This window comes from Alteromonas gracilis (assembly GCF_002993325.1).
In the GTDB taxonomy this organism is placed as follows: Bacteria; Pseudomonadota; Gammaproteobacteria; order Enterobacterales; family Alteromonadaceae; genus Alteromonas; species Alteromonas gracilis.
In genome coordinates this window covers 23,878-38,622 of sequence record NZ_PVNO01000001.1, presented here as the reverse complement: position 1 = coordinate 38,622, position 14,745 = coordinate 23,878, and the positions used below count along the sequence as shown (strand labels likewise).

Sequence of the window (14,745 nt, the reverse complement as noted above, 5' to 3'; positions counted from 1 at the left end):
AAACTTCCGGGGGTTTTTCGTTTTAGGCGCAATCAAAAGTTAAAACACAACGTGTAAGGAACGTTTCAATGAGTAACAGCAACAGACTTCGAATTGCCGTACAGAAATCAGGTCGCTTAAGTGATGACAGCATCGCACTTCTAAAAGCAATCGGCATAAAACTGAACATTCGTGATCGCCTGCTGATTGCGCATTCAACGAACCAGCCTATTGATTTGCTTCGCGTACGTGACGACGATATTCCAGGCCTTGTTATGGATGGCGTATGTGACCTTGGCTTTATCGGCGAAAACGAGCTTGAAGAAAAAATGCTTGAGCGAAAAGCTGCGGGTAAGCCGTTTGAATATGAAGTGTTACGTCGTCTAGACTATGGCGGCTGCCGCTTGTCCATTGCCGTACCTAACGAAATGAAATATGACGGCATTCAGTCTCTAGAGGGCAAGAAGGTAGCGACCACCTACCCTTACCTTCTTGAGCGTTATTTCAAGGACCAAGGCATCAACGCAAAAGCCGTAATGCTTCAAGGTTCCGTGGAAGTTGCACCGCGCGCGGGTGTCGCTGACGCTATTTGTGACTTGGTTTCTACAGGCGCAACACTTGAAGCGAATGGCCTTGTGGAAAAAGACGTTATCTTCCGCAGCAAAGCAGTACTTATTAAGCGCGCAGACGGCGAACTTAGCGACGAGAAAGAAACACTGGTTAACCGTCTAATGCCACGTGTTGATGGTGTATTACTGGCAAAAGAAAGTAAGTACATCATGCTACACGCGCCAAAAGCTTATTTAGAGCAAGTTAAAAGCCTACTTCCAGGTGCTGAAAATCCAACGGTACTTCCACTTGCTGGAAACGAAGAGCAAGTAGCTATCCACGTTGTTTCTACAGAAACCTTATTCTGGGAAACCATGGAAAAGCTCAAAGTCCTTGGTTGTAGCTCTATTCTTGTAATGCCAATCGAAAAAATGATGGGCTAAAAGGCAGGCAATTATGATTACTTGGTCATCTCTTTCAGAAAATGAGAAAAAACAGGCGCTAGCTCGCCCGGCTATGGCCAATAGCCAACAGTTAAAGCAAACCGTGGGCGAGATTATCGCCCGCGTTGAAGCAGAAGGTGATGGGGCAGTACTTGATTACACACGTAAGTTTGACTGCCCAGACCTAAAAAGCCTTGTGCTTTCGCAAGAGAATATCGATGCCCTAGCAGCTAAGGTAACACCTGAAGTCGCAAATGCTATCGACACAGCGTTTAACAATATAAAGACCTTTCACGAAGCACAAGTGCCAAGTGATATCGCTATTACCACCACGCCAGGAGTTCAGTGCGAGCTTCGCTTTACCGCGCTTGACGCAGTAGGCCTTTATATTCCAGGCGGCAGCGCACCGCTTCCATCAACTGTGTTAATGCTGGGCGTGCCTGCATTGGTGGCAGGCTGTGAAAATAAACTGCTTTGCACACCGCCAAACAAAGAACAACTTATTGCGCCCGAAATTGCCTATGCGGCAAGAAAATGCGGCATTGATAAAATCTTCTTGTGTGGTGGCGCTCAAGCGGTTGCAGCCATGGCATTGGGTACTGAAACGATTCCTCAGGTCGATAAAATCTTCGGCCCTGGCAATAGCTTTGTTACCGAAGCTAAACAGCAAGTTAGCCAACGTGCTGATGGTGCTGCTATTGATATGCCGGCGGGTCCGTCAGAGGTATTGGTGCTAGCCGATGAATTCGCAAACCCTGAGTTTGTAGCTGCAGATCTACTTTCTCAAGCCGAGCACGGCCCAGATTCCCAAGCTATTTTGGTATCTAACAGCGCTTCGCTTATTGAAGAAGCAAAAGCCGCGGTTGAGCGTCAATTAGCTACGCTATCTCGTGCTGAGATTGCACGCCCTGCTATGGAAAATGCGCGTTATATTTTGGCTGATTCCATTGAGCAAGCCATTGAAGCAAGTAACGCCTACGCGGCTGAGCACTTAATTGTACAAATAGAGAATGCCCGTGATTATTTGCCAAAAATTAAATACGCCGGCTCTATTTTCTTAGGTCCGTGGTCACCAGAATCAGCTGGTGATTATGCGTCAGGTACGAACCACGTGCTTCCCACATACGGCTATGCAAAGAACTACTCTAGTCTTGGTCTTTTAGACTTTATGCGTCGCTACACAATTCAAGAACTAAGTGAAGATGGCATGCGTAATTTAGGCCCTGCGATTATGGCACTAGCGGCAGCAGAAGGGTTAGATGCGCACGAGCAAGCCGTTGCACTTCGTATGCAGGCACTTAAGCAGGGAGACGCCTAATGTCGACGCTTATCGATAATTTAATTAATGAAAACTTAGTGCCGCTAAAGCCTTATGAATCGGCGCGTCGCTTGTTTTCAGGTGGTCAAGACTGGCTTAACGCTAACGAGTCACCTTATGCCAACGAATACAGTGTAGATAGCGGTAACTTTAACCGCTATCCATCGTGTCAGCCTGAAGCGGTAGTGAGTGGTTACGCAAACTACGCAGGGCTCGACAAATCGCAGCTTATCGTTACTCGCGGTGCAGATGAGGGCATTGAACTGCTTATTCGTACGTTCTGTACGCCGGGTAAAGACAGCATTCTGATTTGCCCGCCTACCTACGGTATGTATGCCATCAGTGCTGAAACCTGTGATGTGGGCATTAAGAAAGTGCCGCTTAACGACGACTTTAGCCTTAACGTGAATGCTGTATGCGCTGAAGATGACGTTAACGTGATCTTCATTTGTGCGCCAAATAATCCAACCGGTACGCCGGTTGCCCGCGAAGACATTAAAACCGTGCTCAATCACTTTGCTGATAAGGCATTGGTAGTGGTAGATGAAGCGTACATTGAGTTTGATGCCGATAATACATGGGCGAATGAGATTAACAACTACCCGAATTTAGTGGTACTTCGTACGCTGTCTAAAGCGTTTGCACTTGCCGGTCTTCGCTGTGGTTTTACACTTGCCCAAGCACCGGTGATCCAAGCTCTGCTTAAAGTAATAGCGCCTTATCCTATTCCAGAGCCAGTGGCGCAGATTGCCGCACAAGCATTGTCGGCAGAATCGCTAACGCTACTTGAGCTTCAAGTGGCAACCATCAATCGCGAAAAAGAGGCCTTAGCCGAAGCGTTAGAAGCAGTTGAAGGCTTTGAGTTAGTGGGTGATAGACGGGCAAACTTTATCTTATTCCGCTACGCAAAAGCGCAAGCCCTAATGCAGTACTTGGTAAGCCAAGGCATGCTAATTCGCGATCAATCAAAACAGCTTAACTTACAAAACTGTTTACGGGTAAGCATCGGCACTGAAGAGCAAAATCAGCGTTTAATGCAGCTAATTAACGAATTTAAAAATAATGAGGACGCGGCATGAGTCAGCAAGCCATTTTATTTATCGACCGCGACGGTACACTTGTTGAAGAGCCGCCAGTAGATAAGCAATTAGATAGTCTAGAGAAGCTGGTTTTCGAGCCAAACGTTATTCCTGTGCTACTTAAACTAAAAGCAGCTGGTTATAAACTCGTAATGGTAAGTAACCAAGATGGTTTAGGCACAGACAGCTTTCCTCAAGAAGATTTCGACAAGCCACACAATGCCATGATGGCCATTTTCGAAAGCCAAGGCGTGGTATTCGATGACGTGCTTATTTGCCCGCACTTCGATGCTGATAACTGCACATGCCGCAAGCCAAAGCTCGGTTTAGTTCAAGAATACCTGCAGCAAGGCAAAGTGGATTTCACCCGCTCGTTTGTGATTGGTGACAGAATTACCGATGTGCAGCTTGCCGAAAACATGGGTATTCGCAGCTTTCAGTACAACCGCGAGAGCTTAAACTGGAATGATATTCAGAAAAGCTTGCTTGCATCTTCACGTATAGCAGAAGTGGTACGCACAACCTCTGAAACCGACATTCGCGTTCGCGTAGATTTAGACTCGCAAGCTAAGTCGACAATTCAAACCGGCATGGGCTTTTTTGATCACATGCTTGACCAAATTGCGACCCACGGTGGCTTCGAATTAAACCTAACTACTAATGGTGATTTGCACATTGACGATCACCACAGTGTAGAAGATACCGCCCTAGCCCTTGGCGAAGCCCTTAAAAAAGCGCTGGGCGACAAACGCGGCATTGGCCGTTTTGGTTTTGCGTTGCCAATGGATGAGTGTCGTGCGGAATGTATCATGGATATTTCTAACCGCCCTCACCTTAAGTTTGAGGCTGAATTTAGCCGCGACCAAGTAGGTGAAATGGCCACTGAAATGGTGCCACACTTCTTCTACTCGCTTGCGCAAAGCATGGGGTTATCATTACACCTTTCCACCAGCGAAGGTAATGCCCACCACCAAGTAGAGAGCTTGTTTAAAGTATTTGGCCGTGCGCTACGTCAAGCTATTACTCGTCAAGGCGATGCACTACCAAGCAGTAAAGGAGCACTGTAATGTCAGTGGTAAACCCCAGCCAGCGACAAAAAATAGTCATAGTAAATACCGGCTGCGCGAACATTTCATCGGTACGTTTTGCCCTTGAGCGCTTGGGCGTTGAAGTAGACGTATCTGACAACGTAAACGTGATTAAAAGCGCTGACAAAGTCTTTTTACCCGGTGTAGGTACAGCAGCAGCGGCTATGGCAAGCATTAAGCAAAAAACGCTAGTGGAAACCCTTCAGTCGCTTACACAACCTGTGCTTGGCGTATGTTTAGGCATGCAGCTTATGGTTGAAACCAGTGCTGAAGGTGGTTTTAAAGGCACAGGCAACATCGACTGCTTGAACCTTATGCCAGGTCACGTGGCGCGCATGGAGTCAAAGGGCGTGCGCTTACCTCATATGGGCTGGAACACTGTCTCACACAACAACGAAAGTCTGTTTAAAGGCATTCCACAAGATACCTACTTTTACTTTGTGCACAGTTTTGCCGTGCCTGAATACGAGCATACGCTTGCCAGCTGTACTTATGGCAATGCATTTTCAGCCGCCATTAATAAAGACAATTTTTACGGGGTGCAATTTCACCCAGAGCGTTCTGGCGAGGCCGGAGCACAATTACTGACCAACTTTGTGAACCTATAATGATTATTCCAGCGATTGATCTTATTGACGGACACGTAGTGCGCTTATATCAGGGCGACTACGAGCAGAAAACCCAATACGAACTGGACCCAGTAGACGTGGTTCACGACTATGCCGACCAAGGCGCAACTTGGCTACATATAGTTGACCTTACCGGCGCCAAAGACACCAGCAAGCGTCAGCTTTCGCTTATCAAGTCTATGGTCGACACTAAGCGAATGAAGTTTCAAGCGGGCGGCGGCATTCGTAGCGAAGAAGAAGTAGCGCAGTTACTTGAAACTGGCGTAAGCCGCGTAGTAATTGGTTCTTTGGCTGTAAAACAACCCGAGCTGGTAAAGTCTTGGGTAGAAAAATACGGCCCAGAGCACATTGTACTGGCCCTTGATATCAATATTAGCGACAGCGGTGAAAAGCTTATTGCCACCCACGGCTGGCAAGAAAACTCTGGCGTAGCCCTTGAAGGCTTGTTAGAAGATTTCGCTACGGTAGGCGCTAAGCACGTGCTATGCACCGACATTAGCCGCGACGGTACACTGCAAGGCGCTAACACCGAACTCTATCAAGAAATGGCAGCCCGTTTCCCACATGTTAGCTGGCAAGCGTCAGGCGGTATTGGCAGTATTGCTGATATTGAAGCGCTAAAACCCACAAACGTTGGGGGCGTTATTCTAGGTCGCGCACTACTTGAAGGTAAGTTTACGGTTAAGGAGGCTATCGCATGCTGGCAAAGCGCATAATTCCCTGTTTGGATGTACGCGACGGCAAAGTTGTTAAGGGCGTTCAGTTTAGAAACCACGAAATTATTGGTGACATCGTGCCACTTGCCGAGCAATACGCAAAAGCTGGCGCCGACGAGTTGGTGTTTTACGATATTACTGCGAGCTCTGACGCCCGCGTGGTAGACAAAAGCTGGGTAAGCCGAATTGCACAGGTTATTGATATCCCATTTTGCGTAGCTGGCGGCATTAAAAGCATTGAGGACGCTGGGCGCATTTTGGAAATGGGTGCAGATAAGATTTCAATTAACTCCCCTGCCCTTAACAACCCAGACCTTATCAATCAGCTTCACGACGTTTATGGACAACAGTGCGTCGTAATTGGTATCGACAGTTTCTATAACGAAGCAACCGACCAATATGAAGTGTATAAATTCACCGGTGATGAAAGCCGCACGCAGAAAAGTCAGTGGCAAACCATCGACTGGATCAAAGAAGTACAGGCACGTGGTGCAGGTGAAATTGTACTTAACTGTATGAACCAAGACGGCGTGCGTAAAGGCTATGATGTGAAGCAGCTTAAAGCCGTGCGCGATGTATGTGAAGTGCCGCTAATTGCATCAGGTGGTGCAGGCGAAATTGCTCACTTTACTGATGTGTTCCAGCAAGCTGATGTAGATGGCGCACTTGCAGCCTCGGTATTTCACAAAGGCATCATCAACATTGACGAGCTTAAAGCAGAATTAACCAGCAATGGCATTGCCATGCGTAAGCGTCACGGATTAACGGCGCAAGCAGAAGGAGTAAACCCGTGATCATTACCAATGAAAATAGCAATAAACTGGCTTGGGACAAAATGGACAACTTGCTGCCTGCCATTGTGCAAGACGCATTATCAGGCAAGGTATTAATGCAGGGTTACATGGACCAAGATGCCCTAGCGAAAACCCTTGATACTGGTAAAGTAACCTTTTTCAGCCGCTCAAAGCAACGTCTTTGGACCAAGGGTGAAACATCTGGTAACACGCTAGATTTAGTGAGCGTTGCCTGCGACTGCGACCAAGATTCACTGTTGGTACTTGCCAACCCTAACGGCCCAACATGCCACACCGGCGTTGAGAGCTGTTGGTTTGACGGCAACACACCCGCATTTACCTTTCTTGCAGACTTAGAACGTGTCTTGGCAGCGCGTAAAGATGCTGACCCAAAAAGCAGCTATACTGCAAGCCTATACAACAAAGGTATTAAGCGCATAGCACAGAAGGTGGGTGAAGAAGGTGTAGAAACCGCGCTAGCAGCTACTGTCCACGACAAAGAAGAGCTTAAAAACGAAGCCGCTGATTTGCTGTATCACCTAACAGTGTTACTTCAAGCTAGCGACATGTCGCTTAATGATGCACTTAACGTGTTGCGTGAGCGTCATAAGTAATCTACTAGCAATTAAAGATCTTATCCAAAATGCCCTTCTCGTTTTCTACGCGAAGGGCATTTTTATACGCTAATTATTTCTCTACTTCTCTGTTTCCCTATTTCTCTATTTCTCTATTTCCCTTACCACTTGCCCATAAGCCAGCAGTGCGAACAACCCTGTTCCGCCAACGATATTCCCAAGCAATGTAGCGCCGATAAGAGAAACGGTTTCGATAATACTTATCTTATCTTGCAGTGCCAACAAGAAGAGCTCTGTTGAACCGGCTATCACGTGCGTAAAATTACCTACAGCAATCAAATAGGTAAAAATCACAATCATCAATATTTGGGAATGCTTGACCGAAGGCTTCATCCACACGATAGCGGCGATAATAAATCCAGACGTAATACCGTAAGAAAAAGCGTCTGATGGTGATAACTTGGCATAATGCTCAGATATAGCAGTCATTCCTTCTACCAGCTCCGGAGGCACAGCTTGCAGGGTATAGCTAAATAATGCAGCTAGAAAGGTGCCGAACATATTAGCGGCGAAGACAATAGACCACAGACGCGCAATACAAAAGCCCATATTTAACGATGGCTTGCTCAACAACGGAAGAATGACCGAAAGCGTATTTTCGGTGAAAAGCTGCAGTCGACCAACGATAACCAACACGAACCCCACGGTGTAACCTAAATTCTCTATCACAAACTGATTAGGAGAACCGGAAAAGAGATGATGCAGAATTCCTTCGGCTAGGATTGAAATCGATATACCAATACCTGCTGCAACCCCTGACCACCATAACGACATCATAGGGCGCTGAAGTTCCTCAAGCCCTTCCCTATGTACGATGGCGTACAAAGAAACAGAATTTAAGCTTTGGTTATCTCTTACATCCTTTTCTTCGGTATGGCTCAACGCCACATCTTGCTGTCTGTCGCCCGAATCCTTAGCATCTTTAGCCATCAACCTCTCCAGTTTTTCTCATTTGTTTACGTCATTTGTATACGCAGATAGAGATAATACGTAAGGCACGCTTGTTTTTGGTCAAAACACCTCTTCATGCATTAACGTATAAGGGCCAATACAAAGGTATAAAAACCAAATCAACAAAGATGAATAGACAACTGATGTTTTAGAACGAATTATGTACAATGCGAACTGATACTTTAATCGCGTAATACCTACAAAATTATTCGGATTGTCCCGCTAAAAATCGCAAAAATGTACTATGTTCAGTACTGGTCTCTTTTTAACCAAAGTTGTTTTTATAAATGAAAAAAAGTCATTCTCTTTCTTCCAAGCTTATGTCTGTTGTTGGCATGCTTTTTATACTTCTCGCCGCAGTGTTTATTTGCGTAAGTTATCTCTTACTTGACCGGACAGAAAAAGAAATAGACCAGCATGTTAATCAAGAAATTGTAGACCAGATACAAAAGACTGTATCTGCCAAGGCATCTCAATATGCAGCGCAAACGGAAGCACTTATTAACAGTGCACATATTTTGCCGAACGCGTTAGCGGCTCAACTTACTAAAAGCATAGAGGCGAATGATTCGCTGTCATTGAGCCGCGAACAGACCGAGCGCTTAGTTGAAAGTATGTTGGATACGAATTTAACCTCAAGCGTTTATGCGCAGTTTGAAACAAACAGGTTTGACGGTAAAGCTTCTGAAAACATAAGTGGTAAGTCTCATTCAACGCCAGGAACAGGTAGCTTCGAGGTTTATTTTATTCGGGGAGCAAACGGCGCTGCTGAGCAGATAGCAATTACTGATCCTGAGTTAAAGCATGATACAACGCTTGATGAATTCGGGTTTAGAGCAGCTGAATGGTATCTGTGTAATGAAGAAACACGCAAGCCCTGCGTTTCTAACCCTTACCAATACGAAATTCGCGAAGGCTATACTGAGTTAATGACTAGCCTAACTGTTCCTGTTATCGCAAATAACCAATTCCGCGGCGTAGTTGGAACCGATCTAAACCTTCCTATTATTCAAAAGCGAGCTGAAGGTCTCAAAGCTTCGCTCTATAACGGCAATGCTGAGGTTTATGTTGTCAGTCAAAACGGTTTAGTTGTTGCTGCAACCGATGCAAAGGACAAACTGGCTAGACCATTTACTGAGGTTTTTAGTGATAAAGCCAAATCAAACATGCTGTTAAGTGCAAAACAACAGTCTGGACTTATTGAAAACGATGGCATGTTGTATGTCACTCAAGACATATCACTCCCCCTTGCAGATGTGAAATGGAAAATGATTGTTGGTGTGAGTAAAACACATGCGATGGCGCCGGTTACTTCGCTCGAATCGATGATTTCTTCAGCAGTGACGTCACTGCTATCGACACAACTTATCGTAGCGATAATATGCACAGCTGTTGCACTTGCCCTCGTTTTTGTATTTACAAAAAGTATTATCCAACCCGTACGTCAAGTCGCTGAGCGAATGGAAGAACTCGCTGGACAGGGCGGAGATTTAACGCAAAATATTCACGTGCATTCGCACGCGGAACTCATTCAGCTAAGTGAAGCGTTCAATCTCTTTAAGGAGCGCGTGCGGGAGCTTCTTGATCAAGCCAAACAGTCGTGTGCTCAGGTCATTGAGCAAAGTGGCGAAACGCAGCGCCACACCGAAAGTACAAACTCACTTATCCAAGTACAGCAGGCTGAAATAGACAGTGTCGTTACCGCTATCACTGAAATGTCTCAAACCGCGCAAGAGGTGGCGAGAACGGCTGCCGATGCAGCCGATAATGCAGATAACGCTACCAACTCAGTGAAACAAACGGAAAGCGAGATTTCAGAATCGACACATTCAGTGACAGAGCTATCTAAAGAGATGCAAAACGCATCGGACGCGGTTCAAGCGGTGTCTCAGCGAAGTGCTGACATCAAAAAGATCCTTGATGTTATTGGTGCGATAGCCGACCAAACTAATCTATTGGCCCTAAACGCTGCCATTGAGGCTGCACGCGCGGGTGAAAATGGCAGAGGATTTAGTGTTGTTGCTGATGAAGTTCGCTCTCTCGCCTCTAAGACCGCAGAGTCAGTGGGTGAAATTGGCAAAGTTATTACAGCATTACAAAGTGAAGTTGATCATACAGTAAACACTATTCACTCGGGCAGTCGAAAAGCTGAAGATGCGGCTCAACTCTCGCAATCCGCGTTAGGAAAAATGCAGACCACAGTAATGCAAATTGGAGAGATCAGTGAACGTATGACGCAAATGGCAGCTGCAGCAGAAGAACAAAGCCAAGTGAGTGAAGAACTGAATAGAAATATGGTGGTTATTGGTAATGCAACGTCTGATGTTTCCACTAACTCTAATGCATCAGCAGAAAGCTCTAAAGCTATCTTCAGTGCTGTAAGCACGCTTAGGGAGTTGTTGGCCAAACTAAAAACTCATTAAGCCGTTCAACGAATGGAAAAAAGGCTCGTAAGAATGTAATTCATTCGAGCCTTTTAATGTTATTTACCCTGTATGTTGGTGTTGAACACTTGCGTTACTTTTTGCTTAAAAACGAACAACTAGTCCTGCTGATCAGAGGGATTGAGCAAGACAGGCGTGCCAAGGCCCAGTGCCTCCAAACGTTCAAATTGAGAGGCTTTATCGCCTACAATTAGGTAAATCATTTTATCTGGGTGAATGTAGTTGGCGTACAATTGTTTGACGTCATTCACGGTCAGGTTTTCAACTTCAGTCTGTTGTTGCAGAACGTAGTCGTCGGCAAGCCCAAAGTCACTTATTTCAGTTACCATATTCAGTTTAGCCCCCAGCGTTTCGAAAGCGCGCGCCCCCGATTTAAGGGTAAAACCTTTGGTAACCGCTAAGTCTTCACTTGAAAAATCAGACTGGAACGAAGACAAAATATCTTTGATGGCTTGGGTGGCTTCTAGTGTGACGTTAGTACGTACAGCACTTCTTATTGTAAATTCACCCGTATATTGGTCGCTAGAAAACGAAGAGCGAATACCATAGGTATAGCCCTTATTTTCTCGCAGCTCCTGCATGAGCTGTGACGCAAAACCGCCGCCGCCCAACCGATAGTTCATTACGCTCGCCTTGTATGCGTCTGGATGGGTAACTTTTGGTGCCGCGTGACCAAAATACAAGACCGACTGCTTTGCGTTTGGCACGTCATAGAAAAATAACTGGGCATCGTCAGGTAATTTTGGCTCTGATACCGCTGGTAACGTCACGTCTTTTTGGGCCCACCGCGTATTAAGGTTTGATATGGCCTTAGTAACAGCCTTTTGCTCAATATCGCCAGCAACATGTAACTTCGTCAGAGAAGGTGAGAAATTTTTCTCGTAATAAGCTTTAACGTCCTCAATGGTAATAGAAGATACGCTTTGCATATCCCCTAATGCCGTGTTTGCAAATGGATGATCTTGCCCGTAAAGCAGTGCTTTGAATTCCACAGCTGCAATTGCATTTGGATTGGCTCTAATTTGTTCAATTTGATTGATAGTATCGTTTTTAGCCAACTCAAATTCTTTTTCATCGAATCGAGGAGAAAGCACAATTTCCGACACCAACTGCATAAGTGCATCGAAATGCTTAGAGAGTACCGTTCCGCTTATTGTGATATCCGTTTCAGATGCATTGGCTTCAATAGATGCGCCAAGTAGCTCTAGTTCCAGCTCTAGCTCCTGTGGCGATTTGTTCGCGGTTCCTTTAAGCAACGTTGCCGCCAGCAAGTTTGCGGTACCTCTCTTATCCTCTTGGTCGAAAAGCATTCCGCCATCAAGTTTCAGTTCAAACATTACTAGCGGTACTTCATCATTAGAAATACCAGCAATGCGAAGCCCTGAAGACAAGTCAGTTTGCCAAACTTCTGGAGGCGTAATGGTTACGCTGTCGCCATAGCTAGGCTCTCTCGTTCGATCGAACGAGGACGGCGTGCGCTTATAATCGGCAACGACCGACGCATCAAAACTTTCTTCAGCACCAGCAACTATCTGCTCTTCGACCACCTGCGCCGCTGTCGACCCCTTAAGCACTAAGCTTTGCTCGCCCTTAGGTACAAAGCTGGTAGCGACATATGGCTTATCTTTGATGTAGGCGTTGTACACCCGCATAACGTCTTGTTGGCTAACGCCTAGTATTTTTTCCACGTCCTGGCTAGTAAACCCGGCGCCGCCAGCAAAAATTTCGTATTGCGCAAGCTGGAAGCCTTTCCCTAGAACACTCGACAGACCTTTATAGAACTCCGTTTCCTGTCCTGCTTTAATACGCGCTAAATCCTCTGATGAAATTCCGTCTTTCTCAAAACGGGCAAATGCTTCATTAACACCGTCTAAAACTTGATTTAAATCGACACCATTAAACGCCATTATCTGTAGCTGAAGCTGTCCCGCAATTTCCGCGTCGTAACCGTATAAATAAACATTACTGGTGAATTTTTTCTCGTCGATGAGAACTTGATTAAGCGGTGCATTCTTCCCTTGGCTTAAATATTGGGAAAGTACTTGAAGCGCGTAGTAATCGCGGTGATATTCAGGCACAGTAGGCCACACCATAGTTAACAGTGGCGCTTGTGCAAAATTATCTATGTGATAGCGTTTCACCGTGTTCTCTAATTTTGCGGGTTGAGGCGTAAGTTTTTCTATAGGTTCGCCAGACGGAATTTCATCGAAATATTTTCTAACCCATGCTTTCGTTTGGGCAACGTCAATATCACCTGCAATGGTTAGTACCACATTATTGGGTACATACCATTTATTAAAAAACTCTTTAACATCCGCCAGCGTGGCATTTTGCAAATCTTCCAGCGAACCAATGACTTGCCAACTGTAGGGATGGCCCTCTGGGTATAGGTTTTTATCAATTACATATTGGTTATGACCGTAAGGGCGATTATCAACACTTTGACGCTTTTCATTTTTTACCACCTGCTTTTCTTTAGCGAGCACAGGGTCTGTTACTGTGTTAATGAAATAACCTAATTTATCAGCCTCTGCCCAAATCATTTTTTCAAGCGCATCAATAGGCACCGTTTGATAATAGTTGGTGCTGTCTCGACTAGTAGATCCGTTCGCCCCTGAGCCCCCAATTCTGGCGCTTAGCTTATCTAAGCCACCTTTACCGAGGTTTTCAGACTCTAGAAACAATAAATGCTCAAAGAGATGAGCAAATCCCGTTCTCCCCTCTTTTTCTCTTGCAGACCCCACATGCGCAGTTAACGCGACCGCCGCTACAGGGTCAGATCTATCTACGTGCAAAATAACAGTTAACCCGTTATCAAGCGTGAAGCGTTCATAATTTACATTGAATGAGTTGGCATTTTCGACAGCAGTTTGGCTACTGGCCGGGGGATTATTGTTCGTGCATCCGATTGATAATGTGCTTAATGCAACAACCGCGACCGCTGTATATAGCCTGGTTCGTTTAAAGGAATTGAGCATGCTGTAACTTCTTCGACTATCAAAACCATAATAATTAACACAGGCCCACTGTTAGCGCCATGATATTCCTTTTGCTGGAAAAATGCGCTATCAATACTGAGGACGTTCAAAACCCATAACAAAAGCAAACCTAAACAACTGATATGTAGAATAAAAATTAAATATAAGCCTTTACCGTTCAAATTTCATTTGTGTCAATTCACCGCGCTATCACTAAGCTTCTGACACAGTTGGTTACATTTTCACACGGCCAAAACGGAACAATTTAACGAGGGAATAATCTACACCTACGAGCGAACTAATGAAGTGAAGGCTCACCAATGTGATTAGATTAAAAGAGCAAAGTTAATTAAAGGACTCCATAGTGATTAACATTAAGCAAAGTGTTAGAAGCAACTTACCGTTTATTTTATTTGTGGTGTTACTTTTCTCTTTTCGAAGCAGTGTAGCAGATTGGTACTATGTACCAACTGGTTCGATGGAACCCACTATTTATGTTGGAGACAGAGTTATTGTTGATAAATCTGCATACACGCTAGAAATTCCATTTACAGACGTTGTCCTTGCGAAAACCGGCGCTGTCAATCGCGGAGACATTGTTATTATCAATAGCCACGCGGCTGATACCAGACTTATAAAGCGAGTTGTTGCAGTAGAAGGTGATACGGTACGACTCGAGGAAAATCGGCTATCCATTAATGGTGAGAAAGCATCAGTTGAAGCAAAGGGTAGCTCTCTTTTCCTAGAAAACATATTAGGGCATACCCGTACAATTGCGCTTAATCCGCTACCTAGCCCAGCGAAAAGCTTTAATTCTGTCACCGTGCCTAAAGGTCATGTGCTCGCACTAGGTGACAACAGAAATAATAGCGTAGACTCTCGCTATTACGGTTTTATTCCTGTTGAAGAAATACAGGGAAAAGCAAATTATGTTGCGTTTTCACTCGATACTGAAGATACGTATCTGCCTAGAAAGGAAAGATTTTTCACCGCGTTAGAATAGAACTACCATCGAGACTCCTCTTCATCAGATAACGTGAAGAGGTATTCTTAAGCGACCTTTACCAGCGTCTAATTATTTTTCGCTTGAAAGGGAAGCAAATTGCAGAGCGTATTAGAGGTGATGCGAGCACCTCCAAATA

12 protein-coding genes and 1 other annotated feature (1 of these 13 only partly in view) are annotated in these 14,745 nt (G+C 45.2%); of the genes, 10 read left to right on the top strand and 2 right to left on the bottom strand.

Annotated elements, in window-relative coordinates:
• Positions 1-18, top strand: a sequence feature (His leader region); it begins 100 nt to the left of the window's first position.
• Between the two features lie 50 nt (positions 19-68).
• From hisG to hisIE, 8 genes are read left to right on the top strand one after another with little or no spacing between them, the layout of a single operon-like run.
• The gene (gene hisG / locus C6Y39_RS00160) at positions 69-971 is read left to right on the top strand and encodes an ATP phosphoribosyltransferase (protein WP_105929309.1); all 903 of its coding nucleotides are present in this window, start codon (positions 69-71) and stop codon (positions 969-971) included.
• A 13-nt stretch (positions 972-984) separates the two neighbouring features.
• The gene (gene hisD / locus C6Y39_RS00155; protein ID WP_105929308.1) at positions 985-2,289 is read left to right on the top strand and encodes a histidinol dehydrogenase; all 1,305 of its coding nucleotides are present in this window, start codon (positions 985-987) and stop codon (positions 2,287-2,289) included.
• A complete protein-coding gene (gene hisC, locus C6Y39_RS00150; RefSeq protein ID WP_105929307.1) occupies positions 2,289-3,368 on the top strand; it encodes a histidinol-phosphate transaminase in 1,080 nt (359 codons plus the stop codon). Before hisD ends, hisC begins: the two co-directional genes overlap by 1 nt.
• Positions 3,365-4,435: a bifunctional histidinol-phosphatase/imidazoleglycerol-phosphate dehydratase HisB gene (hisB, locus tag C6Y39_RS00145; RefSeq protein WP_014979739.1), complete on the top strand. Its 1,071-nt coding sequence runs from the start codon at positions 3,365-3,367 to the stop codon at positions 4,433-4,435. The genes hisC and hisB overlap by 4 nt, the downstream gene beginning before the upstream one ends.
• Complete coding sequence (hisH, locus tag C6Y39_RS00140) at positions 4,435-5,064, top strand: imidazole glycerol phosphate synthase subunit HisH (protein WP_105929306.1); 630 nt, start codon at positions 4,435-4,437, stop codon at positions 5,062-5,064. The genes hisB and hisH overlap by 1 nt, the downstream gene beginning before the upstream one ends.
• Positions 5,064-5,801: a 1-(5-phosphoribosyl)-5-[(5-phosphoribosylamino)methylideneamino]imidazole-4-carboxamide isomerase gene (hisA, locus tag C6Y39_RS00135; protein ID WP_105929305.1), complete on the top strand. Its 738-nt coding sequence runs from the start codon at positions 5,064-5,066 to the stop codon at positions 5,799-5,801. The genes hisH and hisA overlap by 1 nt, the downstream gene beginning before the upstream one ends.
• The gene (gene hisF / locus C6Y39_RS00130; RefSeq protein ID WP_105929304.1) at positions 5,783-6,595 is read left to right on the top strand and encodes an imidazole glycerol phosphate synthase subunit HisF; all 813 of its coding nucleotides are present in this window, start codon (positions 5,783-5,785) and stop codon (positions 6,593-6,595) included. Before hisA ends, hisF begins: the two co-directional genes overlap by 19 nt.
• On the top strand, positions 6,592-7,209 hold the full coding sequence (gene hisIE / locus C6Y39_RS00125; RefSeq protein WP_105929303.1) for a bifunctional phosphoribosyl-AMP cyclohydrolase/phosphoribosyl-ATP diphosphatase HisIE: 618 nt from the start codon (positions 6,592-6,594) through the stop codon (positions 7,207-7,209). The genes hisF and hisIE overlap by 4 nt, the downstream gene beginning before the upstream one ends.
• A 105-nt stretch (positions 7,210-7,314) precedes the next feature.
• Here hisIE and C6Y39_RS00120 read toward each other — a convergent pair whose 3' ends face one another.
• Positions 7,315-8,160 carry a formate/nitrite transporter family protein gene (locus C6Y39_RS00120; RefSeq protein WP_105929302.1) on the bottom strand — a complete coding sequence of 282 codons (846 nt, stop codon included), beginning with the start codon at positions 8,158-8,160 and terminating at the stop codon, positions 7,315-7,317.
• Positions 8,161-8,468: 308 nt separating this feature from the next.
• Here C6Y39_RS00120 and C6Y39_RS00115 point away from each other — a divergent pair, with 308 nt between their 5' ends.
• Positions 8,469-10,604 carry a methyl-accepting chemotaxis protein gene (locus C6Y39_RS00115; protein WP_105929301.1) on the top strand — a complete coding sequence of 712 codons (2,136 nt, stop codon included), beginning with the start codon at positions 8,469-8,471 and terminating at the stop codon, positions 10,602-10,604.
• Positions 10,605-10,723: 119 nt separating this feature from the next.
• Here C6Y39_RS00115 and C6Y39_RS00110 read toward each other — a convergent pair whose 3' ends face one another.
• A complete protein-coding gene (locus C6Y39_RS00110; protein ID WP_105929300.1) occupies positions 10,724-13,603 on the bottom strand; it encodes a M16 family metallopeptidase in 2,880 nt (959 codons plus the stop codon).
• Between the two features lie 364 nt (positions 13,604-13,967).
• On the opposite strand from C6Y39_RS00110, the gene lepB reads away from it, so the two are divergent.
• Positions 13,968-14,606 carry a signal peptidase I gene (lepB, locus tag C6Y39_RS00105; RefSeq protein ID WP_105929299.1) on the top strand — a complete coding sequence of 213 codons (639 nt, stop codon included), beginning with the start codon at positions 13,968-13,970 and terminating at the stop codon, positions 14,604-14,606.
• Positions 14,607-14,745 lie beyond the last annotated feature (139 nt).